At 62.0% G+C, this 24122-nt stretch carries 38 protein-coding genes and 1 tRNA gene; 7 read left to right on the top strand and 32 right to left on the bottom strand.

The window, feature by feature from the left end; all coding sequences use genetic code 11:
• Positions 1-7: 7 nt before the first annotated feature.
• From IWX88_RS01245 to IWX88_RS01215, 7 genes are all read left to right on the top strand, one after another.
• Positions 8-238, top strand: coding sequence for a hypothetical protein (locus IWX88_RS01245; protein WP_196826588.1), 231 nt, complete (start codon positions 8-10; stop codon positions 236-238).
• Between the two features lie 23 nt (positions 239-261).
• Positions 262-927, top strand: a complete 666-nt coding sequence (locus IWX88_RS01240; RefSeq protein ID WP_196826587.1) for a hypothetical protein — start codon at positions 262-264, stop codon at positions 925-927.
• Positions 928-1092: 165 nt separating this feature from the next.
• Positions 1093-2124, top strand: coding sequence for an N-acetylmuramoyl-L-alanine amidase (locus IWX88_RS01235; protein WP_196826586.1), 1032 nt, complete (start codon positions 1093-1095; stop codon positions 2122-2124).
• 70 nt (positions 2125-2194) lie between these two features.
• Positions 2195-2572 (top strand): hypothetical protein, encoded by a 378-nt coding sequence (locus tag IWX88_RS01230; protein WP_196826585.1) that lies wholly within the window; start codon positions 2195-2197, stop codon positions 2570-2572.
• 3 nt (positions 2573-2575) lie between these two features.
• Positions 2576-2914: a hypothetical protein gene (locus IWX88_RS01225; RefSeq protein WP_196826584.1), complete on the top strand. Its 339-nt coding sequence runs from the start codon at positions 2576-2578 to the stop codon at positions 2912-2914.
• A 266-nt stretch (positions 2915-3180) separates the two neighbouring features.
• Entirely contained in the window at positions 3181-4218 is a 1038-nt protein-coding gene (locus IWX88_RS01220; RefSeq protein WP_196826583.1) for a hypothetical protein, read from the top strand.
• A 147-nt stretch (positions 4219-4365) separates the two neighbouring features.
• The gene (locus IWX88_RS01215) at positions 4366-4647 is read left to right on the top strand and encodes a hypothetical protein (RefSeq protein WP_196826582.1); all 282 of its coding nucleotides are present in this window, start codon (positions 4366-4368) and stop codon (positions 4645-4647) included.
• A 138-nt stretch (positions 4648-4785) separates the two neighbouring features.
• Here the strand turns inward: IWX88_RS01215 and IWX88_RS01210 are convergent, their stop codons facing one another.
• From IWX88_RS01210 to IWX88_RS01060, 32 genes are all read right to left on the bottom strand, one after another.
• On the bottom strand, positions 4786-5232 hold the full coding sequence (locus tag IWX88_RS01210) for a hypothetical protein (RefSeq protein WP_196826581.1): 447 nt from the start codon (positions 5230-5232) through the stop codon (positions 4786-4788).
• Complete coding sequence (locus IWX88_RS01205) at positions 5229-5708, bottom strand: hypothetical protein (RefSeq protein WP_196826580.1); 480 nt, start codon at positions 5706-5708, stop codon at positions 5229-5231. The genes IWX88_RS01210 and IWX88_RS01205 overlap by 4 nt, the downstream gene beginning before the upstream one ends.
• On the bottom strand, positions 5705-6382 hold the full coding sequence (locus IWX88_RS01200) for a hypothetical protein (protein WP_196826579.1): 678 nt from the start codon (positions 6380-6382) through the stop codon (positions 5705-5707). Before IWX88_RS01200 ends, IWX88_RS01205 begins: the two co-directional genes overlap by 4 nt.
• A complete protein-coding gene (locus IWX88_RS01195; RefSeq protein ID WP_196826578.1) occupies positions 6348-6758 on the bottom strand; it encodes a hypothetical protein in 411 nt (136 codons plus the stop codon). The genes IWX88_RS01200 and IWX88_RS01195 overlap by 35 nt, the downstream gene beginning before the upstream one ends.
• Positions 6755-7180 carry a hypothetical protein gene (locus IWX88_RS01190; RefSeq protein ID WP_196826577.1) on the bottom strand — a complete coding sequence of 142 codons (426 nt, stop codon included), beginning with the start codon at positions 7178-7180 and terminating at the stop codon, positions 6755-6757. Before IWX88_RS01190 ends, IWX88_RS01195 begins: the two co-directional genes overlap by 4 nt.
• Positions 7177-9663: a bifunctional DNA primase/polymerase gene (locus tag IWX88_RS01185; protein WP_196826576.1), complete on the bottom strand. Its 2487-nt coding sequence runs from the start codon at positions 9661-9663 to the stop codon at positions 7177-7179. The genes IWX88_RS01190 and IWX88_RS01185 overlap by 4 nt, the downstream gene beginning before the upstream one ends.
• A gap of 77 nt (positions 9664-9740) precedes the next feature.
• Positions 9741-9850: transfer RNA gene (locus IWX88_RS01180), tRNA-OTHER, on the bottom strand.
• Positions 9851-9940: 90 nt separating this feature from the next.
• The gene (locus IWX88_RS01175; protein ID WP_196826575.1) at positions 9941-10702 is read right to left on the bottom strand and encodes a hypothetical protein; all 762 of its coding nucleotides are present in this window, start codon (positions 10700-10702) and stop codon (positions 9941-9943) included.
• Between the two features lie 17 nt (positions 10703-10719).
• On the bottom strand, positions 10720-11637 hold the full coding sequence (locus IWX88_RS01170; RefSeq protein ID WP_196826574.1) for an AAA family ATPase: 918 nt from the start codon (positions 11635-11637) through the stop codon (positions 10720-10722).
• 233 nt (positions 11638-11870) lie between these two features.
• Positions 11871-12191 carry a hypothetical protein gene (locus IWX88_RS01165; RefSeq protein WP_196826573.1) on the bottom strand — a complete coding sequence of 107 codons (321 nt, stop codon included), beginning with the start codon at positions 12189-12191 and terminating at the stop codon, positions 11871-11873.
• A complete protein-coding gene (locus IWX88_RS01160) occupies positions 12188-13495 on the bottom strand; it encodes a hypothetical protein (RefSeq protein WP_196826572.1) in 1308 nt (435 codons plus the stop codon). Before IWX88_RS01160 ends, IWX88_RS01165 begins: the two co-directional genes overlap by 4 nt.
• Complete coding sequence (locus IWX88_RS01155; RefSeq protein ID WP_196826571.1) at positions 13492-13797, bottom strand: hypothetical protein; 306 nt, start codon at positions 13795-13797, stop codon at positions 13492-13494. Before IWX88_RS01155 ends, IWX88_RS01160 begins: the two co-directional genes overlap by 4 nt.
• A gap of 811 nt (positions 13798-14608) precedes the next feature.
• Positions 14609-15592 carry a hypothetical protein gene (locus IWX88_RS01150; RefSeq protein WP_196826570.1) on the bottom strand — a complete coding sequence of 328 codons (984 nt, stop codon included), beginning with the start codon at positions 15590-15592 and terminating at the stop codon, positions 14609-14611.
• 571 nt (positions 15593-16163) lie between these two features.
• A complete protein-coding gene (locus IWX88_RS01145) occupies positions 16164-16448 on the bottom strand; it encodes a hypothetical protein (RefSeq protein ID WP_196826569.1) in 285 nt (94 codons plus the stop codon).
• Between the two features lie 148 nt (positions 16449-16596).
• Positions 16597-16803: a hypothetical protein gene (locus IWX88_RS01140; RefSeq protein ID WP_196826568.1), complete on the bottom strand. Its 207-nt coding sequence runs from the start codon at positions 16801-16803 to the stop codon at positions 16597-16599.
• On the bottom strand, positions 16800-17369 hold the full coding sequence (locus tag IWX88_RS01135) for a hypothetical protein (protein ID WP_196826567.1): 570 nt from the start codon (positions 17367-17369) through the stop codon (positions 16800-16802). The genes IWX88_RS01140 and IWX88_RS01135 overlap by 4 nt, the downstream gene beginning before the upstream one ends.
• 21 nt (positions 17370-17390) lie before the next feature.
• Positions 17391-18923: an SNF2-related protein gene (locus IWX88_RS01130; protein WP_196826566.1), complete on the bottom strand. Its 1533-nt coding sequence runs from the start codon at positions 18921-18923 to the stop codon at positions 17391-17393.
• On the bottom strand, positions 18920-19156 hold the full coding sequence (locus IWX88_RS01125) for a DUF3039 domain-containing protein (protein WP_370568121.1): 237 nt from the start codon (positions 19154-19156) through the stop codon (positions 18920-18922). The genes IWX88_RS01130 and IWX88_RS01125 overlap by 4 nt, the downstream gene beginning before the upstream one ends.
• Positions 19153-19332: a hypothetical protein gene (locus IWX88_RS01120; RefSeq protein ID WP_196826564.1), complete on the bottom strand. Its 180-nt coding sequence runs from the start codon at positions 19330-19332 to the stop codon at positions 19153-19155. The genes IWX88_RS01125 and IWX88_RS01120 overlap by 4 nt, the downstream gene beginning before the upstream one ends.
• Complete coding sequence (locus IWX88_RS01115; protein WP_196826563.1) at positions 19329-19634, bottom strand: hypothetical protein; 306 nt, start codon at positions 19632-19634, stop codon at positions 19329-19331. Before IWX88_RS01115 ends, IWX88_RS01120 begins: the two co-directional genes overlap by 4 nt.
• A gap of 23 nt (positions 19635-19657) precedes the next feature.
• A complete protein-coding gene (locus tag IWX88_RS13995) occupies positions 19658-19789 on the bottom strand; it encodes a hypothetical protein (protein ID WP_255525784.1) in 132 nt (43 codons plus the stop codon).
• Positions 19786-20052, bottom strand: a complete 267-nt coding sequence (locus IWX88_RS01110) for a hypothetical protein (RefSeq protein ID WP_196826562.1) — start codon at positions 20050-20052, stop codon at positions 19786-19788. Before IWX88_RS01110 ends, IWX88_RS13995 begins: the two co-directional genes overlap by 4 nt.
• The gene (locus IWX88_RS01105) at positions 20025-20594 is read right to left on the bottom strand and encodes a hypothetical protein (RefSeq protein WP_196826561.1); all 570 of its coding nucleotides are present in this window, start codon (positions 20592-20594) and stop codon (positions 20025-20027) included. The genes IWX88_RS01110 and IWX88_RS01105 overlap by 28 nt, the downstream gene beginning before the upstream one ends.
• Positions 20591-20920, bottom strand: a complete 330-nt coding sequence (locus tag IWX88_RS01100) for a hypothetical protein (RefSeq protein WP_196826560.1) — start codon at positions 20918-20920, stop codon at positions 20591-20593. The genes IWX88_RS01105 and IWX88_RS01100 overlap by 4 nt, the downstream gene beginning before the upstream one ends.
• Positions 20913-21248: a hypothetical protein gene (locus IWX88_RS01095; protein ID WP_196826559.1), complete on the bottom strand. Its 336-nt coding sequence runs from the start codon at positions 21246-21248 to the stop codon at positions 20913-20915. The genes IWX88_RS01100 and IWX88_RS01095 overlap by 8 nt, the downstream gene beginning before the upstream one ends.
• Positions 21245-21631, bottom strand: a complete 387-nt coding sequence (locus tag IWX88_RS01090; RefSeq protein WP_196826558.1) for a hypothetical protein — start codon at positions 21629-21631, stop codon at positions 21245-21247. Before IWX88_RS01090 ends, IWX88_RS01095 begins: the two co-directional genes overlap by 4 nt.
• A complete protein-coding gene (locus tag IWX88_RS01085) occupies positions 21628-22203 on the bottom strand; it encodes a hypothetical protein (RefSeq protein ID WP_196826557.1) in 576 nt (191 codons plus the stop codon). The genes IWX88_RS01090 and IWX88_RS01085 overlap by 4 nt, the downstream gene beginning before the upstream one ends.
• Positions 22200-22520 (bottom strand): hypothetical protein, encoded by a 321-nt coding sequence (locus IWX88_RS01080; RefSeq protein WP_196826556.1) that lies wholly within the window; start codon positions 22518-22520, stop codon positions 22200-22202. The genes IWX88_RS01085 and IWX88_RS01080 overlap by 4 nt, the downstream gene beginning before the upstream one ends.
• Positions 22517-22774 carry a hypothetical protein gene (locus IWX88_RS01075; RefSeq protein WP_196826555.1) on the bottom strand — a complete coding sequence of 86 codons (258 nt, stop codon included), beginning with the start codon at positions 22772-22774 and terminating at the stop codon, positions 22517-22519. Before IWX88_RS01075 ends, IWX88_RS01080 begins: the two co-directional genes overlap by 4 nt.
• The gene (locus tag IWX88_RS01070; protein WP_196826554.1) at positions 22771-22917 is read right to left on the bottom strand and encodes a hypothetical protein; all 147 of its coding nucleotides are present in this window, start codon (positions 22915-22917) and stop codon (positions 22771-22773) included. The genes IWX88_RS01075 and IWX88_RS01070 overlap by 4 nt, the downstream gene beginning before the upstream one ends.
• Entirely contained in the window at positions 22914-23816 is a 903-nt protein-coding gene (gene dprA, locus IWX88_RS01065) for a DNA-processing protein DprA (protein WP_196826553.1), read from the bottom strand. The genes IWX88_RS01070 and dprA overlap by 4 nt, the downstream gene beginning before the upstream one ends.
• Positions 23813-24034, bottom strand: a complete 222-nt coding sequence (locus tag IWX88_RS01060) for a hypothetical protein (protein WP_196826552.1) — start codon at positions 24032-24034, stop codon at positions 23813-23815. The genes dprA and IWX88_RS01060 overlap by 4 nt, the downstream gene beginning before the upstream one ends.
• Between the last annotated feature and the right edge of the window lie 88 nt (positions 24035-24122).

The following is a 24122-nucleotide window of genomic DNA, read 5'->3' as shown; positions in this document are numbered from 1 at the left end:
AGAACAAATGCTTGTTTGGAATGTCACTACAGAAGTTGAGAGCTTCACTTTGGAAGCAATGTCTATTGAAGAGGCTTCTGACCTTGCAGCTTCACGGGCAGGGGAAGCCTGCGTTCTCAGCGTGATGATCACGCCCGATGTTCTGCTGACATCAGCCCTCGCAAAGCTTGTCGATCTAGGGCTCACACAGGATGAAGCTTCCGCCGTAGCCGGCGCCGCACCACCCGAACCTAGCTAACTAACAACGTAAGGAGCCAGCTAATGGCCAAAGTAGGAATCATCACATACCCCTCCTCGGGGCCAATCGGTCGGCTCACCGACTTGTTTGCCACGTTTGCGGGTTCGATCAATCAAGCCCTTCCGGTGAAGTTCGTTCCAACATTGGCCGCCTTGAACGCGATCAGCCTGAACGCTGATTCGTTGCCGGCCGGCACGCTCGCAGTGCTCATCGCTGATGACTCTGGGCTGAGCGCCGGCGCGCAATTCACCATGCACCCCGATGGCAAATGGCGCCTCATCGGGACCTGCACAGCAATCAACGTGACTACTTTCATCACCGCGCTCAGCACTTACACGAAGATCAAGACCCTGGCCGGCGCGACGTGCTGGAATGCGGTGACCTCTTCCATGGTCGTATTTACCTCCACTGCAGGCGCCTATGCCGCAATTACCTCAGTCAAAATGGCAAGCGGCTCTGGTGTTACTGCCAGTTCCATTGCTCCGGGTCAAACCCTGGCAATACCAATTACCTACGTATCGAGCACCTTTACTCAAGTGCCCTCAAATGTCATAGCTACGGCTGATAACTCACGCCCCACGCTTGCAGCCAATTCCCGCACCAAGGATGGCTTCAATCTCTGGATTGCCAATTGGTCGGGTGGCGCGCTTGCTGCTGGTGTTACCTACACTTGGACCGCCTTTGCGTAATCTGGACGATTCCTGGGCGTTTGTTGTATGGTGAATGTATAGACCAGGGAGAAAAATGTCAGACCTCACAGAAGGCCAGATCCTCGCACAGCAGCTTGAGCACCTTGATGCGGAGCCCCTCAAAATGGGCGACCCACTGGCGAGCGAACTTGGAGTGGACGAGTAATGGTCGATGTCGCCTGGATTGGTTCCCCGAACTTCTATCCCCAGAATGGCATCGAGAAGCGATTCATCACCCTGCACTGGATGGTTGGCACGCTCAGGACCACAGACACTACTTTCAGCAGCTCGAGCAGGAAAGCCTCCGCAACCTACGGCGTAGGGCCATCTGCCATCCACCAGTACGTGCAGGAAAAGGACTACCCCTTCTCGGACGGCAATACCTACGCCAATCAGCACACTATCTCGATTGAACATGAAGGTGGCTGGCTCGATGGCAACGGTAACCGCGTAGCCCCAAGTGCCGCTGTCCTTGAAAACTCTGCGCAGCTCTGCGCTGACATCGCCCGCAGGCGTGGTTGGTCATCCCTGCAGTGGATGGTCAACGTCTTCCCTCACAATCACTGGGTGGCGACCATGTGCCCGGGTACCACAGACTACGGAACAATCGTCCACCGTGCTAACCAGATCCTCGGAGCCAGCGTTCTGGCCATGGCGGGCGTGAATGGCGGCACTTCGGTCGCGCAAGGCTGGAACGCTTCGTCCTGGTCTACTTCGCAGATCCAAACCGCGCTCATCAAGCTGGGCTACAACCTCGGCGCAACGGGCGCAGATGGCGACTACGGGCAGCTCACCACGGCCGCCGTGCGCAAGTTCGAGCAAGACCAGGGCCTCTCCGTTGACGTTGGCACGGCCGGCCCCCAGGTCGTCGGCAGGCTTGCGCAGCTCACAGGTGACGCGACACCTTTGGCGCAGTCGAACAAACTTGTTGTCGACGGCAAGATGGGCTTGCTCACCACCAAGGCTGAGCAACGCGCCCTTGACGTAGATCCAGACGGAGTGCGGGGGCCAAACACGATCCGCGCCGAACAGAAGCGAACCGGTGCGTTCCCCGATGGCATAGATGGCCCAAACACGCGCGAGCGATTGCAGCTCACCCTAAAGGCACTTGGTTACTACGGCGGCAAGATCGACAAGATCATCGGCCCGCAGTCCATCAGGGCGCTGCAGAGCGCACTCAACGATGGGCGTTTCTAGGATGTCGACCCCCTTTCGGCTTGTGGGTTCCAGCGCTCAGCAGCTTATTAAGCACAGCACCAGAGCTTTCATGCTCATTGCAGAACCGCGAGTAATACGCCTGCTGCAATTCGTGATCTACGTCACGCTGTTATCTGCGAGCGGAAGTGTGATCTTTGCCGCTCCTGACAAGCTTGAGGACGTGCTGGGGCATTCACTCGTTGCAATCCTCGGGGCCTTCATCGGTTTTGGCTCGCTCCTTGGCGCGCTGGCCGTTTTGCCAGGTATTTGGTGGCTAGAACGTGCCGGGATCATTGCTATTTTCACGGGACTGGCGATGTACGTGGCGGTTACTGTAACTCTCGGCACATCGCTTCTAGGAATTTCATTCACCATTTGCTTCATGCTCACTTTTGTCCAGCGTTTCCTCGAGATTCGGAAGTTTCAACTCGCGCCGAAACTGGCGTAGCTCATGGACGTAACGCAGACGGTCGCCTCATATCTTGGGACCGCTGGAGGGGCCGCTGTGCTTGTGGCTCTCATCAGTGGAATCTTCAAGCAACTCTCTGGTGCATCAGGGCGCGAGCGCGCAAAAAACACTTCCCTCGAAGAACAACGTCGCAATGCTGTCGTCGAGCGTGACGAGGCAAACGATCGCGCTGACGACGAGTTCAACAAGCGACGCATCCGTGAACAAGCCCTCGCTCGCGCCAACCTTCTTCTCACCCAGAACGGCATCACCCCCGAAGCTTGGCCAGACCTCGAGCAGACGCTTACCGCTGAACAGCTCAAGGAACTTCGCAAACAATAGGAGACGCCACATTGCTAGACCCCCGCAGCACTCAGCTCCTTGACGATCCCAATTTCATTGCCGACCTACACAGTGGCCTCTCGGATAGGGCTATCGCGGCCAAGTGGACAATTAGCAGCGCCACAGTGAACAAGTGGAAGAAGCGGGCGCGCAAAGATAGCGCTTTTGCCGTCGACTCCAACAACAGTGATGCTATCCGTGATGATTTCGACCAAGATAAAAGTGGCAATCTGAAGTACCAAGTAGTCGCAGATCGGATCTTGCCATTGAGTTTTTGGCTTGATCGGCTGCGCGTTGACGGATTCGACCCGGAAGCTTTTGGTTACTCAATTGGCAATTCCGTCTGGACCCAACACACCAAAGATCAGGTCACTAAAACCCTCTATTCCAACCGATTCAGCGCGACGCTCAAGCCCTCTACCAAGGAAGCTGACGAGCGGCTCGTCAGCCACGAGTCCGTCATCGAGGCCATCCGCTCCTTCACCTACGTCCCTCAGCCCGTTGCCTTCCAACATGAGAGCTTCGTCCTCGTGCCTACTGACTTTCAGTTCGGCAAGGTCGACTGGAATGGGGGCTCTAAAGAGACGATGGAGCAGGTGATGGAGTCTTTCTCCAAGGCCGCGGCGTTCGTCAAGGAGTTCAGGCCCCGCGAGGTGGCTATTCTCGATGCCGGCGACATCATCGAGAACATCTACTCCACGTCGGCCCAGCTCGGCACCAACGACCTTGACCTCCCGCACCAGGTTGTCGAGGCAGCGTTCGCTATGCAGAAGGGCCTGCAGATGCTCGCCCCGCTCGCGCCCTCCATCCGCTATGCCGCGGTCTCCTCTAACCATGGAGCGCACCGCATCGGCCCGAAGTCTCCGGCCGGTGACGCGCACTCCGACTACGGACTGGCCGTAGCCAAGATCCTCGGCAACGCCCTCACGCTTAACCCAGCCGCCTTCGGCCACGTCACCGTGCAGACCCCCGAGCCCTACATGGAGTCGCTCTACTTCCAGACCTCCGGCAGTGACATCGGCCTCGTTCACTCCCACCAGGCATCTGGTGCCGACAAGATCGGCGAGTGGTGGAAGGGTCAGAGCCACGGGAACATGCCCGTGTCGCAGGCGCGCATTCTCGTCTGCGGCCACTGGCACTCCTTGCGCGTTCAACAGTCTGGTGACTCGCGTTGGATCATGGTCGGCCCGGCATCCGATCGGGGCTCCTCCTGGTACACCAACCTCAAGGGCGAGCAAAGCGAGAGCGGGATGCTGAGCTTCACGACCGCGAACAACGTCTGGAATAATCTGCGAGTGCTCTAGGCCAGTGCCGCATTTGTTGAATTTGCCAGCTAATCGTCCGAGAATAGAGCAATGGACAATTCAACAGAGCCCTACTTCATACCCGTCGACCCGATGGACGAGCTGCAATGCGACTCGTGTCAATGACCAAAACAGAGGAGAAATAGCATGGCTGAAGTTACCCCCAAAGACCTCGAGAACGTCGCAAACGCGATCGACGAGGCCGCAGACAACTCGCTTGTGCAGAGTGCCGAGAAGGTACTCGTTCCGCAGATTCCGAAGCACGTCCGCGGCATTCTCTATGAGTCTGGCAAGTGGATCGGTATTGGCGGAACTGTCGGCCTAGTCGTCGCCGGCGCTCTTGAGGGCACCCCGGCGCTGTTCGTCGCCGCCATCGGTGCCGTCCTGCTCGCCGCAAGCAACTTCCTTGCCAAGGCCAACCTCTCGTAGCGATGTGCGCATGTAGGCATGGTCAGTGCGAAGCCCCCTGTGGGCATAGTGGAGCCTGCGACTCCTGCAACTGCAAGCACGCAGCCAGGGCATAAAAAAAGAGCCCCCGTCCAGTGGACGGGGGCTTCTTTTTGCTGGCTATTCGGGCAGCGGGTAGATCGACAGCAGCGTTGGCATGTGCTTCTTGCCAAGAAGGTAGGCGATCGCGTGCCTGGCAGAATCTCGGTCATGGCCAGGACCCTTCCACCACAGCCCCAGCTCCTTGAGCAGGGCGTCGGGAGCATGTCGCTTGAACACGTTGCGCTGGAGCGTCACCGGGCCATGCCAGAGGGCAGCCAGGGCTCCCTCGATGCGCAGCGGGGTGATGTTCGGGAAAGCGGTGCGCCCGTCCAGGATGAACGACTCGGCGACGACCTCATCGAACTGTCCGTCGCGCTCGTGCATGAGCTGGATGAAGCCACGGAGCCCGCCGGCCTGCATCCCGTGCTCGACGTGCGTCAGCGGGGTCTCGTCGCCATATCTCCATATCGACCAACCTGTTGTTTCGCCAGGGTCCAACGCGAGCAGCCTTCGTGCGGCACTCATGCTGCGGCCTGCTCTCTTTTCTCAGTGCGGATTGTGCCCCACTCAGCGGCGTTCATGCCGGCGGGGGTCTGGATGAGCTTGAGTGCGGGGTTCGCGTGGAGTAGGTCAACGAGTAGCCCGGCGATGCTCTTCCACCGGTCACGCTCGCCCTCGGCGCTCTCCCGGTACTCCTCGCGGTCGAGGCGCTTTACCTCGCTCTTTACGTCCGCGATGTAGGTCTCAGTCATGCGGAGGAGGTTCGTGATGCGCCGACGCCAGTTCTCATCTCCGCCCTTCTGGAAAAGCTTTGCCTGCCCGAGCTGCTGCTCGAGAGAGGACTTGATCTTGAGTATCGACTCGTGCGTGCGGTCGATGTGCTCGGGCTCCAGCATGAGCGTCCAGATTTTCCCGTCCTGGAACGCCGATCGCACGATGTAATCCTCATACGTCCTGTCGTCAGCCAGGTCCAAATCGTTCGACGTTATGTTGTAGCTCATCCGATCCACGTTCCCATCTCAATAAGTTCGACGGCGGTTGCCGTCGCTTGCTTCTCTTCCTGCGTTACCTTCTTGACCGGCTTCTTCCGGGGCTCGAACCCCGGAATCAGGTCAGCCAGCCACTCCTCCAACTCGCCGGCGACCTTGACGCTGCGGGGCTGGTGGTTTAGCCAGAACTCCCCGTCGTTGTAGTCGTAGTCCCGGTTATGGACGTCTTTGTCGAGCTTCTGCATCCGCTCCTTCCAAGCCCATTCCGGCTCGTCTTTCACTCTCTTTCCGATCAGCGCACTCGGGGCGTAGTCCGACTGCAGCTCGGTGGGCCATCCCGCTACGTCCCACACCATCGCTTCCTCGAAGCGATTGTTCTTGAAGTGCAGCCGGAACCATGCAGCCTGCGGCACCCAGCCCTGGATCCAGAGGTGCGTTACCTCGATGTCGGGTCGCGTGTCGCCTGCCTTTGCGCCGCCCTTGAATGCGGGGCGAGTCTCGAGCGTCTTTGAGGTGCCGCACTTCACCTCGAACCCAGCGCCGAGCGCCGGAGCGATGTAGCGCTTCGGGCTCGTCGCTGTGACCGATGTCGGCTCCACTTCGGTCATCGGCTCGACGACTGTGATGCCGGGTTCGCCTTCGGGCTCCTCCTCAGTAGGGGAGGTCGATCCATCGCTCTTGCTCATCGAAGAATCCCCCTCCTGGCTCTACATATCGAAGTGAAGTGGCAATTTGCTTCGTGCCGGGCCAGGTCTGAGCCAGCCAGTCGGCCATAGTGAAGCCGAGCGCTACGGGCTTCGACTCGTCAATGACCCACTCGATCCAGTAGGCCAGCTCCTCGGGGTTATCCCAGTGACGAAGCTTCGCCGCATCGCATGCGAACGGTGTCGGCCCCTTGAAAGAGAGCACGCGGGATGGACTTGCCGGCACTGCCGGCGCGAGCTGAATCATAAACTCGACGCCATCACGCTTGCACAGCCCCTCCTTCGCCACCTTGATCGCTGCCATGACCACCGGGGGAACCGGGAACGGCCAGCAGGCGAGGGGGATTACGGCGGTCATGTCCAGGGCTCCCCTTCGATCCTTCTTACTATCCGGCGAACAGTATTTTTATGGGTCCCAAGAAGCCCGCCGATCATGTCGAACGACATCTCCTTGACGGTGTGCGCCTCATAAATGAGGGTCTTCGGCTTGGTCCCCTCAAGGCCGCATTCGGCCAGCATGACCGCAATCTCGAGCTGTTCTGCGTTGAGCGCGGAGACCCCCCACGCCGCTGCCCCGCCCTTGCCTTCGAGCGCCCAGGGGCTGAGCCCGAGCCACTCAGCGATCTGCACTGCGGTGAACGCCTGGTAGGCGAGCAGCTCCTCGGCGGCGGCCATCTTCGCATCGCGGTCTGTGTAGTTGCGTCCGACGTGGTGCTTCGCGGTGGTCAGTGCGACGATTCTCTTCCTTCTGAGGTCCTCGTCTGCTTTGTATGTCGTCATGCTGCTTTCCTTTCTGTGTCTTGAATGAGTGAGAGGGTGAACTCCCCGGACGTCTCCTGGCGCTTGATTGCCCGCCTCTCAGCGATGAGCTGATCGACGAGCTTGTTGGCTTCCCAGACGGGGACGGGCAGGGCCTTGTAGACCTTGGATAGCTCGAGCCTCCCGCCGCCATCTGTGATGAGCCGCTCTACTCCGTCAACGGCTTGGGCGAATTCAGAATCGGTCGTGAGCTTCGCCATGATGATCGCCGCGCTGAGGAATTCCTCGCTGGCGTGGAGAGCGATCACGACGTCGCGCATCTCGACCTGGGGCCTCGCTTCGCTGAGCGCTACCAGTGCCGCCATCTTGAGCACAGTGTTCGGGAAGCGGGCCGCGTAGGGCTTGAGCGCGACCTGGTTCGGCCTCGATTTCAACTCGGCGCGCATTCGCCTCATCCCGGAATTCAGTCGGGCGAGCGCCTCGGGGGCGAACTCCATCTTGATCGGGAAATCGCCGTACCGCTCGAGCCTTCTGTGGATGTTCGACCACTCGGCTGCCCACTGGCGCGGCATGCCGTTGTAAGCCTGGTCGGCGTCTCCATCTACCAACCGAACGTCGAGGTCGTCTTCACTCGGGGTGATGTTCTCACCGATCACGAAGAGCGATCGGACGAGGAAGCCGGACTCCCAGAGCGCGGTGTTCATCGCCTTGGCCATCTTCGCTGTCGTGCCTTGCATCAGCAGCGAGAAGGAGGTGGTGGCCGACTTGCCGGAGATTTCCTTCTTCGTACTGCGGAGCGATGCGCGCACGCGCCCCTCGAAGAACTCGGTCCACCGGGTAATAAGGTCGCCACGGAATCCCTTCGCCCCCGACAGCTCGCCGAGGAGTCCGTGAGCCTCATCGATGACCTGGTAGCTGGGTTTGCCGTCCCGACCAATCAGCGCGTCGTGCAGGGCCTCCGTGGTGGCGTCAGCGCCGAGGTTCGGGCTGTCTTCCTTGAAGAACGCATCTGTCACTGCTTCGGACTTCTCGAGCGCCTCCGTCTTTCCGCTAGAGGACTCACCGATGATGATGCCCCAGAGGTTCACCCCGAGCTTCTTGCCCTCGCGGGGGACGTAGGCGACTAGCCCGAAGGTGACCGACAGCATCATCCATAGGTGTAGACGGTGGTACGGCAGGTTCGAGAGGTTGAGCGACTCCTTGATCCACTCGATGTAGCGGGTTCCGAACCAGCGCGCCTCCTCCGACGCCATGTAAGTGCGCTCAGCCTCGGTGAGCAGGTCGACCTTGCCAGATACGGCGGCCGCCACTGGGGCATCCGCAGCATCTGGCTCGATCGCTGTGAGCCCGGTCGTCTGCTCGGTCACGAACTCGCGGTGCGCCTTCTTCGTCTCCTTGAACAGCATCAGGCGGCCGTCGTACTCGCGCATCATCGTCTCGGCAGCGATGGAGCCCGCGGCGAGTGAGAAGGCTTGCTGGACCGGGAGCCCCGCCCGGAATGACTCCAGGAGGATTTGCCTTCTACGATCCCAGCGCGCGCCCTCGGTGTCGCTGGGCGCGTCAGACCACACCAGGTCCATGAACTGGCGCCCGCGGGAGTCGTACTCGGGCACGCCTTCCTGCGCCTTGATGAGTGGAAGGAGTCGGGGGACCTCTTCGTCGTCGGTCGGGGGCTCGGCGAACTGGCCTGCGGTGAGGGTCCGTGCGGAGACCCACTGCTCGAGGATCTTGTCGTCGCCCCACTCCGAGCCGTAGGTCGGGGTGTGGGTGAGGAGGATCGTCACGGCTGCGTCTTCGGTCATGGCGTAGGCGGTGCTGTTGACCATTCTCGAGAGCCACATGGCTGAGTCGCGGACGGAATCGTGCCAGCCCGCTCCCTCAACCCAGACGTCCGGGAGCGCCTGCAGGCGTCGGGCGATCCAGGCGACGCTCGAGCGCTCCTTCTCAGATGCTTCCTCGACCTGGGTTCCGACGTGCTCGACCTGCGTGTAGGCGGTCTTCTCGGGGATGATGGCCAGCAGCTCGGCTGGAGCCTCCGGGGCGTCAGCGATCGCAGCTAGGTCGCCCTTGTAGGTGCCGGCGGGGACCATGCTGCCTGGCCCGACGACTTGCCCACCGACGCCACGAATGTCGACCTTGGGGTGGATCTTGCCAGCGTTAGTCTGAATCTCCATGCCGTCCGGGGCGCGGTAGAAGATGTGCATGCCACCGCGGGGGGTCTTTGTGCTCGGCCCCTGGAGGAATCCCTGGTCCTTCCACCATGTGATCGCGTCAGCTCCGTCGAGGTCGACGACGAATAGCTGGTCGTAGCCGGTGACGATGCCGTAGTTGGCCTGGGGGCGCTCGGCGAACGCTGCGAACACGGTCTCGATACTGTCCAGCGGGTTGTCCTGCCAGCCCTTGGCGATCGGCACCTTGCCCATCGGCTTGAGCAGAGTGATTCTGAGACCAGCTTCGACGGCCTCGAGTGCGTGGTCTTGGATGGAGAGTGATTTTCTGGCCATTCAGGGCCTCCGTTCTGTAGTGATGGGATGAGTGAGCCCCGCCCCTACCGGTTCGGGCCGGGTGGGGATGAGGCGGGTGGGACCGGGAGGGATCGAACCTCCGTTCTCCGATACAGTGCGTGGCCGCATTCAAGGACTTATCCGCTGTCGTCTGCCGTCCGGCGCCGTGCCACTTGGCCACGGTCCCGCATGGCCGCCGTCATTCATCTCGACCGATTGGCGATTCCCACACGGGGAGTGAGTGTCGGTGATGACGGCGGCCAGGTTTAGCCCGCTATTACAGCGGTGTCGGTGCTCCCCCGGCGGCAGTAGCCCACGGGTCGGCAGTTGCGGCTGCAGCCCACGGGTCGGCGCTCGTTGCCACCGGGGCGGCGGTGGATGCGTTCGGGCCAGCGGGCGGCGCTGCGGCCCACGGGTCGTTCGCCGGAGCGCCCGGTGCGACGGCTGCCGGAGGTGCGGCGTGCATGCGGCTGGTGGATCCGCTGCTCGCCGGCTGCCCCGAGGAGGCGCGGGCCTGGTTGATGAACTTGATCGTGTTGCGCTTCGCGGCTAGCGGGTTCTTCGCAGCCGCCTCGGCGTGGTCCGCGTCGGCCGGGTTGAACTTCGGGTCGTCCTCCACGCCCAGCACCAACTCAACTGCCTTGTTCAGCAGCTCACGGTCGGTGAGGTTCTTGAGCGTGTTCTCGTCGATGTCCTCGACCGAGTAACCGAGCGCCTGGACGAGTCCGATCGACTGGTACGACGGCACCAAGCCCTGGGCCTTGTCGGACCACTGCTCGAACAGCTCCGGGACATTCGAGAAGAAGTTCCGGTTGGCATGCTGGTCGCCTTCGGGGACGACAAACCGCATGCGCAGCGCGTTGAGGCGGCTGTTCGGCGACTCAGCCTTCGTAGAGAAGGGCTGGCGTTCGATGTAGCCGATCGACTTGGTGGACGGCTGGATGACCGCCCGGACTCTGGTGTTGTCGGGCAGGGCCGCCGAGCGGCCTCCGCCATTGCCCTTGTTGAATGCGTCAAGGACTGCCTGTGAAAGTGCCATGTTGTGTGATCCTCCTACTAGTTGTTGGTGCTGGTGGTGTGTGCGTCGACGATCGCCTTGGAGGCGTCGATCTTCGCGTTGATCGCTGCGAACAGCTTCGGGAGTGTGAAGTCCCACATCGGCTCCGTGAAGCCATAGCGGTTCTTGAGTGTGGCGTCCGGGCTCTGGCTCATGTGGCCGACGAGGTGCGGGCGACGAGGCTCCTCATCGTTCTCGTTCTCCTGCCACCCCATGTAGGCCACGAGGTCCGGGATCGAGGCGACGTTCTCCTTGGCGGACCCCGCGAGCTTCATGGTGAGCTTGTCGATCCCGGTCTTCTTGTCCTTCTTCTCCATGCCGTGCGAGAGCACGAGGCCGAAGGGCTTGCCGAGCTGCAGCTCCCAGAGGACATCGTTTGTCCAGGGGGCGAGCTTGCCATAGGCGGCCAGCGCATCCTGCACTCCGGCCGCGTTCTTGCAGGTAGCCATGAAGTATTGGAACCCGATGTCCTGGAAGGTGTCGAAGGTGTCGATCACGATAATGTCGCAGTCGAACGCCGGGGAGAATAGCGCGCCAATCTGCTTCTGCCCGGTCTCGTCGACGTAGCCGAGGAGCCGGTCAAGCTGCGGCTTGGCCTTCATCGGGTCAGTCTTCTTGATCGGCAAGCGGGTGATCTGACCGGTCTTCACGGCGTGCATCACCTGCGGGTCCAGCGCCCAAACGGAGGTTCCGTTCTCGACGTCGATGTAGGCGATCTTCTTGTCCTTGAAGTCAGGGATCTTGACGAGGCCACCGGCGAGGGTGGTCTTTCCGGCTCCAGCATCGCCGATGACGGCGATGCAGGACGGGAAGCCAACCTCCACGCTGTCGGACGTTTCGATGCCGATGATGTCAGCGAGCGAGCTGAGGGAGAGCAGGGTCGGTGCCGCGGGGGCGAGGGTGGATGTGTCGGTCATGGGTGGTTCCTCCTTGAGTTTGTAATTCTGGTTCGATTAGCTGGCAGATGCAAGCAAGTCTGCTTCGGTCATTTCTTGACCACTACATGTGGGGAGTGGTCTCTTCCAGGCACTTGCCTCGGCCTTGTTGAGCAAGGTGCGGCAGTCCTTGCACAGTGGGTGGCGGCGTTCTGTCTTGGACGCGACACCGCACCGCTGGCACGGGCCGAAGTAGCGGCGCTCGTCTGGCCGGCTCACTCGAAGTCGCCGTCTTCCTTGTGCTGCGCGAAGTGGCCCCCCAGGTCGCTGTGCTGGAGTTCTTCCCCACAACCTCTACAACGGTGCGAGTCGTAATTGCAGTCTGAGCAATAGAACGGGCAGTAGTCGTAGACGTGCGGATATTCTTCGCGTGGCAACCACTCGGGGCAGAGGCACACCTTGGCTGCCTCGAATGATGAGCCTTCGTTCTCACCCAAGCGTGCTGCCTGCTCGAGAAGCTGGCGGATGTCAACCTCCTCAGCGCGCTGGCCAAAGTTGTCGGCAAGGATCTTCTGCGCGATCAGCTCGACGCTCATGCGGCCACCACGGCGGTGTTGATGCTCGCCTGGCCGTTGGTGAACGTCGCCCCGAACAACTGGCGGGACTCGTCACGGTCACGCTCCATCAGCAGCGTGTAGCCGCGCCCTGCTGCCTTCTCGGCGAGGCCAGTGAGGCTCTGGCGGTCCAGCAGGTCACCCTGCTTCATGTAGAACAGGCGAACGTCCGGCTGGGCGGCGGTGGCCAGGTCAAAGGCAACCTGCGCCTTGGTGGCGTCATTCAACTGGCGGAACGGTATCCCGCCGACGGTGATCCCGTCGTCGTCGACCGAGAGGCCTTCGATCGGGAACTTCGCTCCGGCAAGTCCGTCCGCCTTGATCTTGTCGACCGATGCGACACGCCCATCCCACAGAGCGTGAGCTTCGCGCTTTGCGGTCAGCTCCCCATCGGCCTTGCGGCGGACCGCCTGAGCCCGGATCGCAGCGTTCGTGGTGTCGGCTGCAGCGAGCTGGGCGACCAGCGCACTCTCGTCCTTCGGCTCAATGCTCGCCGCCTCGATGGCCGCCTCCTTCTCGGCAGCCACCGCTGCACCCGCTGCGACCTGCGCAGCGGCGAACGCCTCGGCCAGTCGTTCCACCTCGCCATGGGCGGCTTGGCGCTGAGCGGTGGCGCTTGCCGCTACTGCTCCCTGGTGTTGCACGAGAGCGTTGTGCTCTCGCACCTTGTCGAGTGCGGCGAGAATCTCCGACGACGGGGTTTCCGTCTCCGGCAGCGTCACGTCGATCGGTGGCATGCCGGCGACCTGAGCGGCCAGCGTGTCCACCTCCTTCTTCGCGTCCCGACGGGCCTCGTATGCCTGGGCACGCTTGGCAGCTAGGGCATCCAGGTCGAAGGGAAGTTCGACTCGGGCGAGGAGGGCGGCGCGCTGCTTCTTGTCGTCGAGATTGATGAAGCTCTCGGCGTCGAAGATCGCACCCCCAGTGGCGTTCAGGATGAACTGGGTTGGGGTGGTTGCGGCGACCTTCTCGATGCCGTTCTCGTCGCGCTCCCATGCCTGGAGCTTGCCGGCGTTGCCCTGCTCCTTCCAGGTGCGTCGGACTCGGGCGGTCGCGGTGGTGAATTCGGCGTAGCTGTTGCCATCGGCGTCAATATTCATGGGCAGCGCGGTCTCCTTCGCGCCCTGCGGGTCGAACAGCTCGCGGATCCCGTCGATGAAGGAGGACTTGCCCTGCCCGTTCGCGCCGGACAGGACGATCAAGGACTCGCCCGATGGGTGGAGGGTGACTTCCCCGCGGATCCCCTTGAAGTTGGAGACGGTGAGGGTTTGGATGTTCTGGCTCATGGTGTGTTCCCTTCGGACTGCGTTGTTGGGGTGGGTGCTTTGCGCTGCGGGATGACGCCGATGAGCGCCTGGATGGCCTCGCCGAACAGGTGCATCTCCGAGTCGCCGTAGCGGTGGTAAAACGTTGCGCGAGCTGGGTATGGACCTCGGCCCCCATCCCGCACGATAACTTCGTAGTTGGCGATGTCGTCGCGGGAGCGGTGCGGGCCGTCCATCTTCATCTGCTCCGGGTTGAGCCGGTTGATTTCGAGGTGGCGGTGACCCGCGCCGTTTGCGATGCTGATGTTGATAATGACGCTCATGGCGTGTCCCTTCGTTGGTTAACGCTACTGAATACGTCGTCGAGATTATGTGCTCCGATGTTGTCAATATCTCGTATGGCTGCAAGATGGAGTGCTGCGGTCCTTGCGGTACCAAGTGCATGCTTCTCAAGGGAGTCTGCGCGTTTGCGATGCTGCTCTTTAGTCGCTGAGCCCCACTTCACACTTATTCCATCGACTGCGAATTCCTCCGATAGTAGCTTGGCATCCCAACTCGCCCGGAGGCCTTTGCCATAATCTGAAATAGTGGACGAAAGTTGCTGCCGAAACATGACTCCAGGGTCGCTTCTCCCCGAGCTCTTTTGCCATTCAGCCTGGACTTCATGCGCAATGGCCTCAGCCTTACCAAGCAGTTCTGGGTTATTGCTAAGCCACTTCTTCCCGCTTGCAAGTTGGAACCAAGCCTCATTGATGAATGTGTCACCGACGATGACCGGGTCACCCTTGCGCAACTTTCCCGCAGGAACACCAGACTCTCGTAACCTCTGACGCATTCCTTCTGACTTGCTAGGTGCAGGCGTGGGTCGCACTGAGGTGGTTTCTGGACGTGGGGACGCGACTACCTCCCGCTCCTTTTCGCGGGTTTCAGACCGCTGGCGGAGTTTTACAACCGACAGGAGGTAAAGAGAAGCAATTGCTTTTATATCAGACTCGTTGAGGGGGTCATTCAGCCACTTCCAAATTGCCGTCTCGTTCGCTGGCGGGGTCGTAATAAAAGTTATCCGACTCCGTTGGGCCTCAGTAAACGTTGACGGTATTAGCCCTCCCGCCACCATGCCGTCCTGGACTGCGCTCATGCTGCGGTCAGCCAAGGGTCGATCGCTTCGACGGGGGGTGCGACGGTGACGGAGGCGCGGACTTCGCGCTTCGCCTCTCCGACGCAGACGCCGCATGCCGGGTGAGGCATGTAGTCGAGCGGTTGCTTGGCACCGGAGTCGAGCGCTGAGGCCATGGCCTGTGCATTCTTCCAGAGCCCGGCTGCGTAGTCGTGGCTGTAGTTGAAGGCGATCGAGACGATGCCGCGCGGGGCTCCCTCCTCGAGGTAGCGGGAGGACTCGCGGTTGTCGACCGTCATGGCCGAGTCGCGGGCGATGTATCCGATGAACGCCTGCTCGACCTTCTCGCCGCGGTTCTCGAGCCCGAGGCCGTAGATGTGAAGCTGGTTCGAGTTGCGGGTGAGCTTGTACTTGGCGTGCTCGATTTCGTCGGCGTAGATACGCTCGGAGACGCCCTTGATTGCCTTGCGGAACAGGCCGGGCTCCTTCTCCTGGTAGACGAGAACGTGGTCGTGGTCGCGGCCGAAGATGGGGCCAGCGCCGCGCATCATGCCGAGAGCGTCACGGATGAAGGCGAGCTTGCGGAGGTCCGTGTTCTTCCAGTCGCCGACGACGTTGCGGCTCGGGACCCAGAGGTCCGTGGTGGAGGTGATGACACGACCAGGGAGCAGCTCACCGATGACGAGCTTGACTTCTGATTCGAGTCCGGGGTAGCGCCACCCGATCTGGGCGAGGTCATCGCCGACCTCGTTGGCCGTGGCGGCTGCGGTCTCGACGTTGTGCTGGATGTGGGAGTGGATCGCGGTTCCGATCACTCGACCGCCCCAGGCTCCGTCCATGATTGGGTCGCTGCGCTCGACGCCGGTGATTTCGTAGGCGCGGCAGCGGTCGCAGGGATTGGCGAGGTTGGATGCGCCGACCTCGGTCTGTGCGTCGCGGGTGGTGCGGGGGTTGAGGAGGGCGATTTGGAAGTCCCTGAACTCGTCTTCTGTCATGCTCATTTTGTTGCTCCGTTCGTGTTGAGGGCCGGGAAGGTAGCTGTGTTGCTACCTACCCCGGCCGGGTCCTGCATGGCCTGTTGATGGTGGTCACTCCTTGTTGGATTGGTCTCTAACAGGGGGAGCGACTTACCTCCTAACGGTGTCTGGCTGGAACACTCTGACCTCCGTTCACTCGGGAGGCAGTCACTGTGACTACCTGTGACTATTAAGGTAGCGTATTTAGCCAGCAAAACACAAGAGGTTTTTCTGACTAATTTTTAGTCGGTCTGAATCACGCCATCAATCCAGACCTGACCGCCCCACACGCCATCGGCGATGCCGGGTGGAAGGTTGTGAGCGAAGGCCCTGCATGCCTCAATTAGCGGGCACTTCTCGGACACGCCAGGCACACCCCCACAGAGCCGGGCAGCTCCTTCTGGGCTTGGCCTATCGCTTGGTTTGAAGCCGATGTAATACTTCCAGGAGCCGGGCTGCCTGCACTTGAGAATCAAGCCGTCCAGGTGCGCCTCCTCGAACTCACGGTCGGCGGTGTTACGGATGAACTGTTGGGCCTTTCGCTTTGAGGCACTCATCACGGATAGCGGATGGTACGCAGCTCGGCGACGATCGACTGCAACCCGGTAGTGAGTTCCCCGCTGCCGCTGTCGCCACTGTTCAGCTCCTCCACAATGATGCTCTCGAGCCTCTCGACTGACGCATTAGCGCTGGTGACTGCCTCGGCCAAAGCGGTGAACATCTTCTCCGTATGCAGGGTTAGCAGATATGCGTTCGGTGACACGTCGGGCTCGGCCTGGCCAACCCGACGCTTCCACTGGTCGTAGCCGTTGAGCAGTTCGTGCTTTTCTTCCTGGTCCATCATTCTCCTTCGTTCGCCTTGAATCCGATGTAGCTCGGCTGATATGCCAGCTCGTGGCTGGATGTGGTCCCTTCGGGGCCAGTGGGCTCCTCGACCTCCTTTGGCGTGCGCTCTACGCGCAGCTCTACTGAGAACTTGAAACGGATAGCTACACCGTCTCGACGTGGGGCCGCGCCAAGCGGTCGAGCCGCTTGCAGCAGGCCTCGCGCTCGGCCTCGAGCTGGGCGATTTTCGACTGGCTCTGCCCCGCGAGGTGGGGATGACCGGCGATAATCTGGTCGGTCTTGCAGTGTCGCTGCAACTCGAGCGCTCGGCCCAGCCGGCGCAGGAGCTTCCGCTCAGCGCGGGCGGTCACTTGGCGGCCTCGGGGCGCTTGAATACCTTGGAGGCGGCGACGTCGATGACGAGAGCCAGGAGGAACGGGGAGCAGCCGGAGATGACGCAGCCCATCACGAGCTGAGGGAGCGTGGTGGCGGTGGTGACGGTCAGCGTATGGAAGACGTTCGCCGTAGCGCTCACCGCGGCGAGGACACCGATCCAGGCCCAGTTAGAGCGGATGGAGACGCCCTCCTCGCGGTCCATGAACAGCTTCAAGGTGAAGGCGATGATTGCCACGTCGAACATCACCGGGGCGGCGACCTGGAGCCACGGTGTCTTGTCGCCGATCGCCCACGCTGCGGCACCGAACAGGCCGTTGAAGGAGGTGATGAAGGAGGCGGCGGCCATGAACAGCGCCAACGACAGGAGCAGGATGAGCACGAACTTGTGTTGCGCCGAGAAGCGCGGGGCTCGGTTGGCCCCCTCCTTGCGCAGCCGCTCGATGTTCTCTATCTCGATCGTGTTCTTGAGGCGCTCGACCTGGGTTCTCCCGCGGCTCTTGGGCTGGGTTCGAGCGAGTGTGGTGACAGTAGCGGTAGTCATACAGATCCTTCCATTAGCGGGCTAAGCAGCCCGGAGTGAGTTGCGCATTGACTGCGAGGCAGCGTCATGCCGCATGATGATTCCTTCGTCGATCGTTCCCTCGGCGACGATCTTGACGTGCTCGAATTCTCCGAAGTCAGTAGTCATTCCATCACGGAATGACCGCTTGACGAACTGTTCGTTATCGATCTGTGACTCTGATTCTTCGAGCCATACGAGCTTAGAGCATGCAAATTGCAGGCCATCAGTGCCCGTTCCGATGCTGGGGATGGTGCAAACCAGATAGCGGGCAGTTGGGTCTCGGGCGATGAAGCGCTGTTTGATGTCCTCCCGTTTCTTAGGCGGGATGCCCCCGTGCCAGGCGACCGCACCGTAGCCGGCACGCTGCAGCCGCGCTGTGGCCACGTCAACGAAGTCGACGCTGTAGCAGCCGATCAGGACGGGCATATTTTGCCAGATATTGTCGATGATGAACTTGAGCGAGTTGAGCTTCGCGCTAGGCGTGTCGATGTCGAAGGTGACCCGATCGTCCTCGTCGAGGCGAACCTCGCCGAGTGTCATCGTGCGGAGTCGCTGTCGCTGCGTGATCGTCAGGTCGGCCAGGAGGGGCTCTCGCCCCATCAGCTTGCTGGACGGCACCCATGCCATCGACTTGTCCTCCATCGAGAGGTACTGCGCGCTCTGCTGGGGGGTGAGCTTCACCTTGACGATCCGCGGTAGCGGCACCGGATCCGGCTCGTCCCGGATGTAGCAGGGGAGCTGGGCGACGTAGGCACCCTCGTCTTTCTCCCCCACGACCTTCTCCGTCGGAGCGCCGAAGCGATCGCGGATCGGGTCTCCCCCTGGGCCGGTGGGGTACTCGAGCGAGCACCAGACATGTCGCCAGCGGACGAAAGAGTTGTCGATGAGGTCCGGCCAGATCCAGCGGGTGACCTTCCAGGCTCCCTGAAAGTTGTTACCCATGAATGTGCCGGACATCCCGATCCGCCAGTCGCTCTTGATCGAGGTGATCGAGCGAGCAGCCTGCGAGTGGCGGTTCTGCATCTTGTGGACCTCATCGAAGATCACGGCGTCGATGTGTCGCTTCTTCGTGTTGAGGCGCCGGCGGAACAGCTCCTTGTGGACGCTCTGCGACTCGACCTTGCCGGTCGGCAACCCCGTCTTCTTGTCTAAGACGGGCTTGGTGTTGCCGTTGTGGTCGAGGGTCTGGATGACCTCCCAGTCGCGGCTGGTGAGCCACTGGATCCCGGCGAAGTAGACGCCAGGCTCTCCCTCCATGAAGGCCGCCCAGTTCTTCTCCCCGCCGACCAGTGAGTTCATGACGCGCAGCTTCACGCGGCCGTCGCTCTGCCCGTCGATCGTCGCGGCCCACTGCTTGGAGGTATCGCGCACTCCGGTGATGAGCACCCGGTTCCAATCGGAGCGGGTCAGGATTTCAGCTCCCATGAGCGTCTTTCCCTTGCCCATGTCGTCAGCGATCAGCGCGCCCTGGGTGGGCTCCCGGAGGACGCGCTGGATCTTCTCCTCCTGGTCGGGCCGTGGGGTGAGCTTCATTCTGGTGTCACCTGCATCGTCTCCCAGATTTCCTTGCAGTCGGGGCACACCGGGAAGGCGGCGAAGTCGCGGCTGGGCCGCCACTTCTTGCCGCAGAGCGCGGTGATGTCGATGCCCTCGAACATGGAGCGTTCGATGTCGGCCTTCCGGCAGTAGTGGGCGAAGAGGTCGTGGTCTCCAGCGTCGGTGACCTTGACGTCGAGGTCGACCTCCTCCAGTGTGTCGGTGCTCACTTGGCGCTCCCGTCGATCACGGTGGGATCCGTCGCTGCGAGTTCCTTGGCGAAGGCGATGCGCCCTGCCTCCCATCCCGACTCGAACATCTCGGGCACCGCATTGTGCTTCGGCGAGCCGCCGTGCAGCTTGTGGAACGCAGCGCCCATCTTCGGGTCCTGCCAGCTCCCGGTCACTCCGCAGCCTCCTCGCGGGCCAGCTCGGCACCGAGGCTGACGTACTCCTCGAAGCCGTAGTGGTCCTTCGTGGTGACCTTGCGGAGGGCCACCTTGGTAGCTCCGTGGTCGATCGCGTAGTTGATCGCTCGGGCGGCGACTTCGCGGCGCTCAGCAATCTCACGCTCGATCTTCTCCTCAGCCTCACGCCGGATGCGCTTCTTGACCTCGGGGATCGGTGTGATGGTGGAACGCCAAACGCGCCCGGCTTCTTCGATTGCTTGGTGGGTGTTCATGCCGACAAAGCCTACTGTAAGTGTCATGCGTTTCTCCTTCTGCCTATGGGCTACTGTCTCCACAGCAGCTCCGCTTCTTGCTCCGCCAACTCGGCGAAGTGGTCGTCCTCGTTGGCCTCCTCGTCTCGGGCTTCCTCGAGCCGGTACTCGCGCACCATGTCGTCGAACTGGTCGCACGTCATGCGGCCTGCTCCAGGTGAGCACCGACGGCTTCGAGGAAGTGGGCGCTGTTGTATGGGCCGGGGGCCTCCGTCCAGTTGCCCTCCTGCCAGCGAACGAGCGTCCCGGCGGTGGGTCTGAGCACCACCTTGTCAACGGTGCGGATCTTACCTGCGACGTTTACCCGGTCGCCGCGGTTCAGCGCCCAGATGTCGAGCACTGGCGCCAGCGGCGGGGTGGGCAGCGGCGGGACGGCAATCAGGCCTGCGGGTTGGCCGTAACCCATGCGATCACCGCCTCCTCGTTGGCTCGGTCGGCACGCAGCCACTCGGTGACGCCAGCGCCGACCTGGCCCGAGGTGTCGATCGCGTCGATCAGCACCTTGCCGTCACCAGGCCGGACGAACACCTCGAACAGAGCACTCCAGTCGAGCGGGTTGCCCCGGTCGAACTCGGTGGTGACGATCGTCGCGGAGTCGAGGGTGATGTTGAGCGTGCCGTTGAGCAAGCCCCAGAAGAGCTTGAGCCCATCTAGTGACTTGACGGTCACTGCCTCCTTCTTGGGGTCCAGCAGGGCCAGGAAGCTCTCGATCGTGCCGGGGTTCTTGCTGGTTACCTTGCGGAGCGCCACTTTGGTCGCGCCGATGTCGAGGGCGGCTCGAAGGGCGCGGGCTACCTCCAGGCTGTGCCCGCTGATCGCGGCCTCCATGTCGGCCTCGATGCGGGCTCGGACTCGGGATTCGAGCCCCAGCATCTCGATCTTGTAGGCGATCCATTTGCGGCCGGCGTTCTCGACTGCGGCGTCGGCTTCGGGGGTTATGCGGGTCATGCGGGGGTCTCGCTTTCGGTTGGTTTGGGCCATGGCGCCCAGGGTCCATCGTGGACGTCGCCCTCAGTGAAGTGGATGCGGGAGCCCGTGGGGCTCTTCGCTTCCCAGAGGTAGTCGCTCTCGATGTAGTGGATGCGCCATCCCGCGTCGATCAGGGCGTCATCGAGCTGGTCGTCGGCGGCGTTCGGGAAGAATGCGACGCCAGAGGAAGGAGGCTCGAAGTCGTCGAGGATCACTTTCAGCTCGGCGAGGTCCTTCGGCTTCTCGTCGCGGATTCGCTTGAGGGTGGTGTCGTACTTGGCCCAGTAGCCGGTGAGGTCAGGCATGGGTGTCCTCCTTCGTGGGGATGTGCTTCCCCAGGTCGTTGTTGGTGTCGTCGTACATGCCCATCTCGAACAGGGTGAGCAGGTTGTCGATGTAGTTGGTCAACTGCTCGGAGTTGAAGTAATCCGGCACCCGAAGCCGGATGAGCCGGTGTTCGTGGGTTGGCGTGTAGTCGTGGTGGGCGGTGTCGGTCTGGAGGTCGAACTGCACACGGAGGTCTGCCTCGTAGTCGCTTCCCTCAGGGGCGAAGTCGAAGCCGCCCGTCTTGGCTCGGCCGGGGATCGGCTTGTAGTTGTGGATGATGACAGTACGGATTAGCGGGCTATTCATGCGCCGTCTCCTCCGCTCGCCCGGCACTCAGCGTCGAGGCCATCGAAATTCGCTCGCTCGGCACCGATCTGGCCCACCATGGCGCCCATCTCTGCGCTCTTGGCGTTTGCGCCGTCGAAGTCGAACCGGCTGATGAGCGTAATCGCCTCACTGCTGAGCTGAAAGCCCTCAGAGGCGAGCCCCATAAGGCGTTCGGCGGAGTCGAGTGCATCGGCGCAGACGGGAGGCGTCACCTCGTTGGTGACGGTTACCGTCTTGGTCTGCGCCTCGGCGACAGCGGGGGCTGGAGTGCCACCGCCTGCACCGCCAATGCCGACTCCGACGAGAAGCGCTGCGGTCGCGCCGATCAGGGTTGCCTTGTGGGTCTTGATGAACTTCTTCATTTGGTGTCCTTCCGTAGAGCATGGATTAGTGCGTGGCTGAGTTCTATCAGGTTGTCTTCATAAGTCTCGTAGACCTTACCGACCTGCTCGTCTTCGGGGTGTGAGTCGTACTCGGCCTGGTTGGCGTCGTACTGGCCGATGAGCTTCTCGACCAGGGCGCTCTCGGGCTTGCAGTCGCACAGCTCGCCGTCGTCGGGGACCATGGTGACCCCTTCCGGCGGGATGATGCCCCAGCATTTCCAGCACATAGTGTCGTCTTCGGCCTCCCGCTGGGGGTTGCCGAAGTAGACCGTGCCGTCGTTCAGCATGATTCGGAACTTGTCACCGGCCAGCGTGTCGATCTGGATTAGCGTGGTGTCGTCGTCGATCGTGCTGGGGTGGGCGAAGATCGTGAACACCGTAGCGCCCTCGTCGTTGTCGAAGTCCACCGTGCCGGTCTTCCAGTAACCGTCTCGCTTTTCGGCGAGTCCGTAAGCGTAGGTGGGCTCCAGCATCTCCCCCGTGTCGAAGACGCTCAGGGTCGGGTTGGCGGCTCGGGCCGCTGCGGTCGCTTCGAGGTCGAGGACGCTCACTTGTTCACCTCGAACTCGATGTAGCTGCGGAAGTCTGCGAGGTTGAACCAGCCGGTGTCAACGTCGGTGAACCACCACTCGAAGCTGATGTCGTCGCCGTCCGAGAAGGCGATGACCAGCGGCTCCGAGCTTGACTCTCCGACAGCGGACCAGGCGTACAGGTTGCCAGTCTCGGCGGTCTGCGCTGGGCACCAATCTTCGAGGAAGCTGACGGCGGCGTAGGGGGCGAGGTGCAGGTTGCCGTTCGACACCTCGTACTCGCTCTCGTCGATGGTGATGGTCTCGTCGTTGGGCAGGGTGATCGTGCAGGTGCTCATGCGTATTCTCCTTCGTCTTCGTCGTAGTACACGCCAACCTGGTCAGCGACGCCGCGCCAAAGGGTCAGCTCGGCTGGGCTCTGGTCGCCTACCGACACCCCGAGCAGGTTCGCTGCGGCGATGGCCTGCTCTTCGAGGTAGTCGGCTGCTGAATCCCACTCGGTGTTGGCGCCAAGGAGGGCGGCGACGTACCGGCCGAACAGGGCGTACTGGCCGGTGGTTGGCTCGGTGAGTGGTGTGGTGGTCTCGGTCATGCGGTTGCCTCCGTTGCTCCGTTTTCGGTCACGCTGTAGTCGAAACCGTAGTCCTCGTCGTGGGCGAGGCGCTCGGCCAGGACCACTTCGGCCTGCTCCAGTGACTCACAGCGGATGGTTACTATCGACGTGAATGTCTTCACTTTCGGGCCTCCTTCTCTTCGGTGTCGGCGGTGATGGGCATGAGGTCGAACGCTTCCTCGGCGCTGGTGATGCAGATGGCGTGCCCCTCCTTGATGAGGCGGTGACATCCAGCGGATGCGGCGGAGGTGATCGGGCCGGGCACTGCGCCGACGGTGCGACGGAGGTGCACGGCGTGACCGGCGGTGTTCAGGGAGCCGGAGCGGTGGCCCGCCTCGACCACCAACGTCGCCTGAGTCATTGCCGCCACGATTCGGTTGCGCTGCAAGAAGCGCCACTTAGTGGGTGCGGATCCTGGCGGCAGCTCGGAGATGACCACGCCACCCTCGACGATTCGGGTGAGGAGCGCCTCGTGCCCTGCCGGGTAGAAGCGGTCCACTCCCCCGGCGAGCACGGCGACAGTTTTGCCGCTGGCGGCGAGGGTCGCTCGGTGCGCCATGCCGTCAATGCCGTAAGCCCCGCCGCTGACGATGGTCACGCCCTGGTTACTGAGCCCCGCGCTGAACTCCATGGCGCAGTGTTCGCCGTAGCCAGTTGCCGCTCGCGCTCCGACGATGGCCATGGCGGGTGCGTCGTTCAGGATGGAGGCGTCGCCTCGGACGTAGAGCATGGCGGGCGGTGAGTCGAGGTCGTTCAGGCCGACCGGCCAGGCGTCATCGCCGGGGAAGACCATGCTCATGTTGAACCGCGCGGCGGTGCGCCGCACCATTTCGACGCTCTCAGCGATCCGGTAGAGGTGGGGCTGCCACGCTTGCGGGCCGCGTCCTTCAAGGGCCGACTCCAGAGCCCGCGACCAGTCGCCGTCGTTCTCGGCGATGAAGTCAGGGAGGATGCTTGTGCCAGGTTCGGCGAGGATCGAGAACGTGATCCGGGCTTCGGCATTGCTGGGGTGGATGGTCATGAGTGCTCCTTGCTGTTGAGTTGTTGCTGGATGCGTTCGATGTGCTCGGCCTGGATCTGCGTGATGCCGTGGTGGCTGCGCATCGTGGCCAGTGCGTCGCCTCCGTTCGGGGCGAACAGGATGGTCTCGACCATCCCGTCACCCACCCGGATCGTGCTGTAGGTGCCCTCCGGTCGGATGGTGCGCAGCGGCCTTGTGGTCGGCGGGATCGGGCTCACGCGCAGCTCCCGTCGCAGTACATGGTGACGCCCATACTGTCGCCGTTCAGCGACTCGTGGCCCTCGCACTCGTCGTCGTCGCCGTTCA

This window comes from Frigoribacterium sp. CG_9.8 (assembly GCF_015751965.1).
In the GTDB taxonomy this organism is placed as follows: Bacteria; Actinomycetota; Actinomycetes; order Actinomycetales; family Microbacteriaceae; genus Lacisediminihabitans.
Note: the sequence above shows the minus strand (reverse complement) of the source record. Positions and strands in the feature narration are given on the sequence as shown.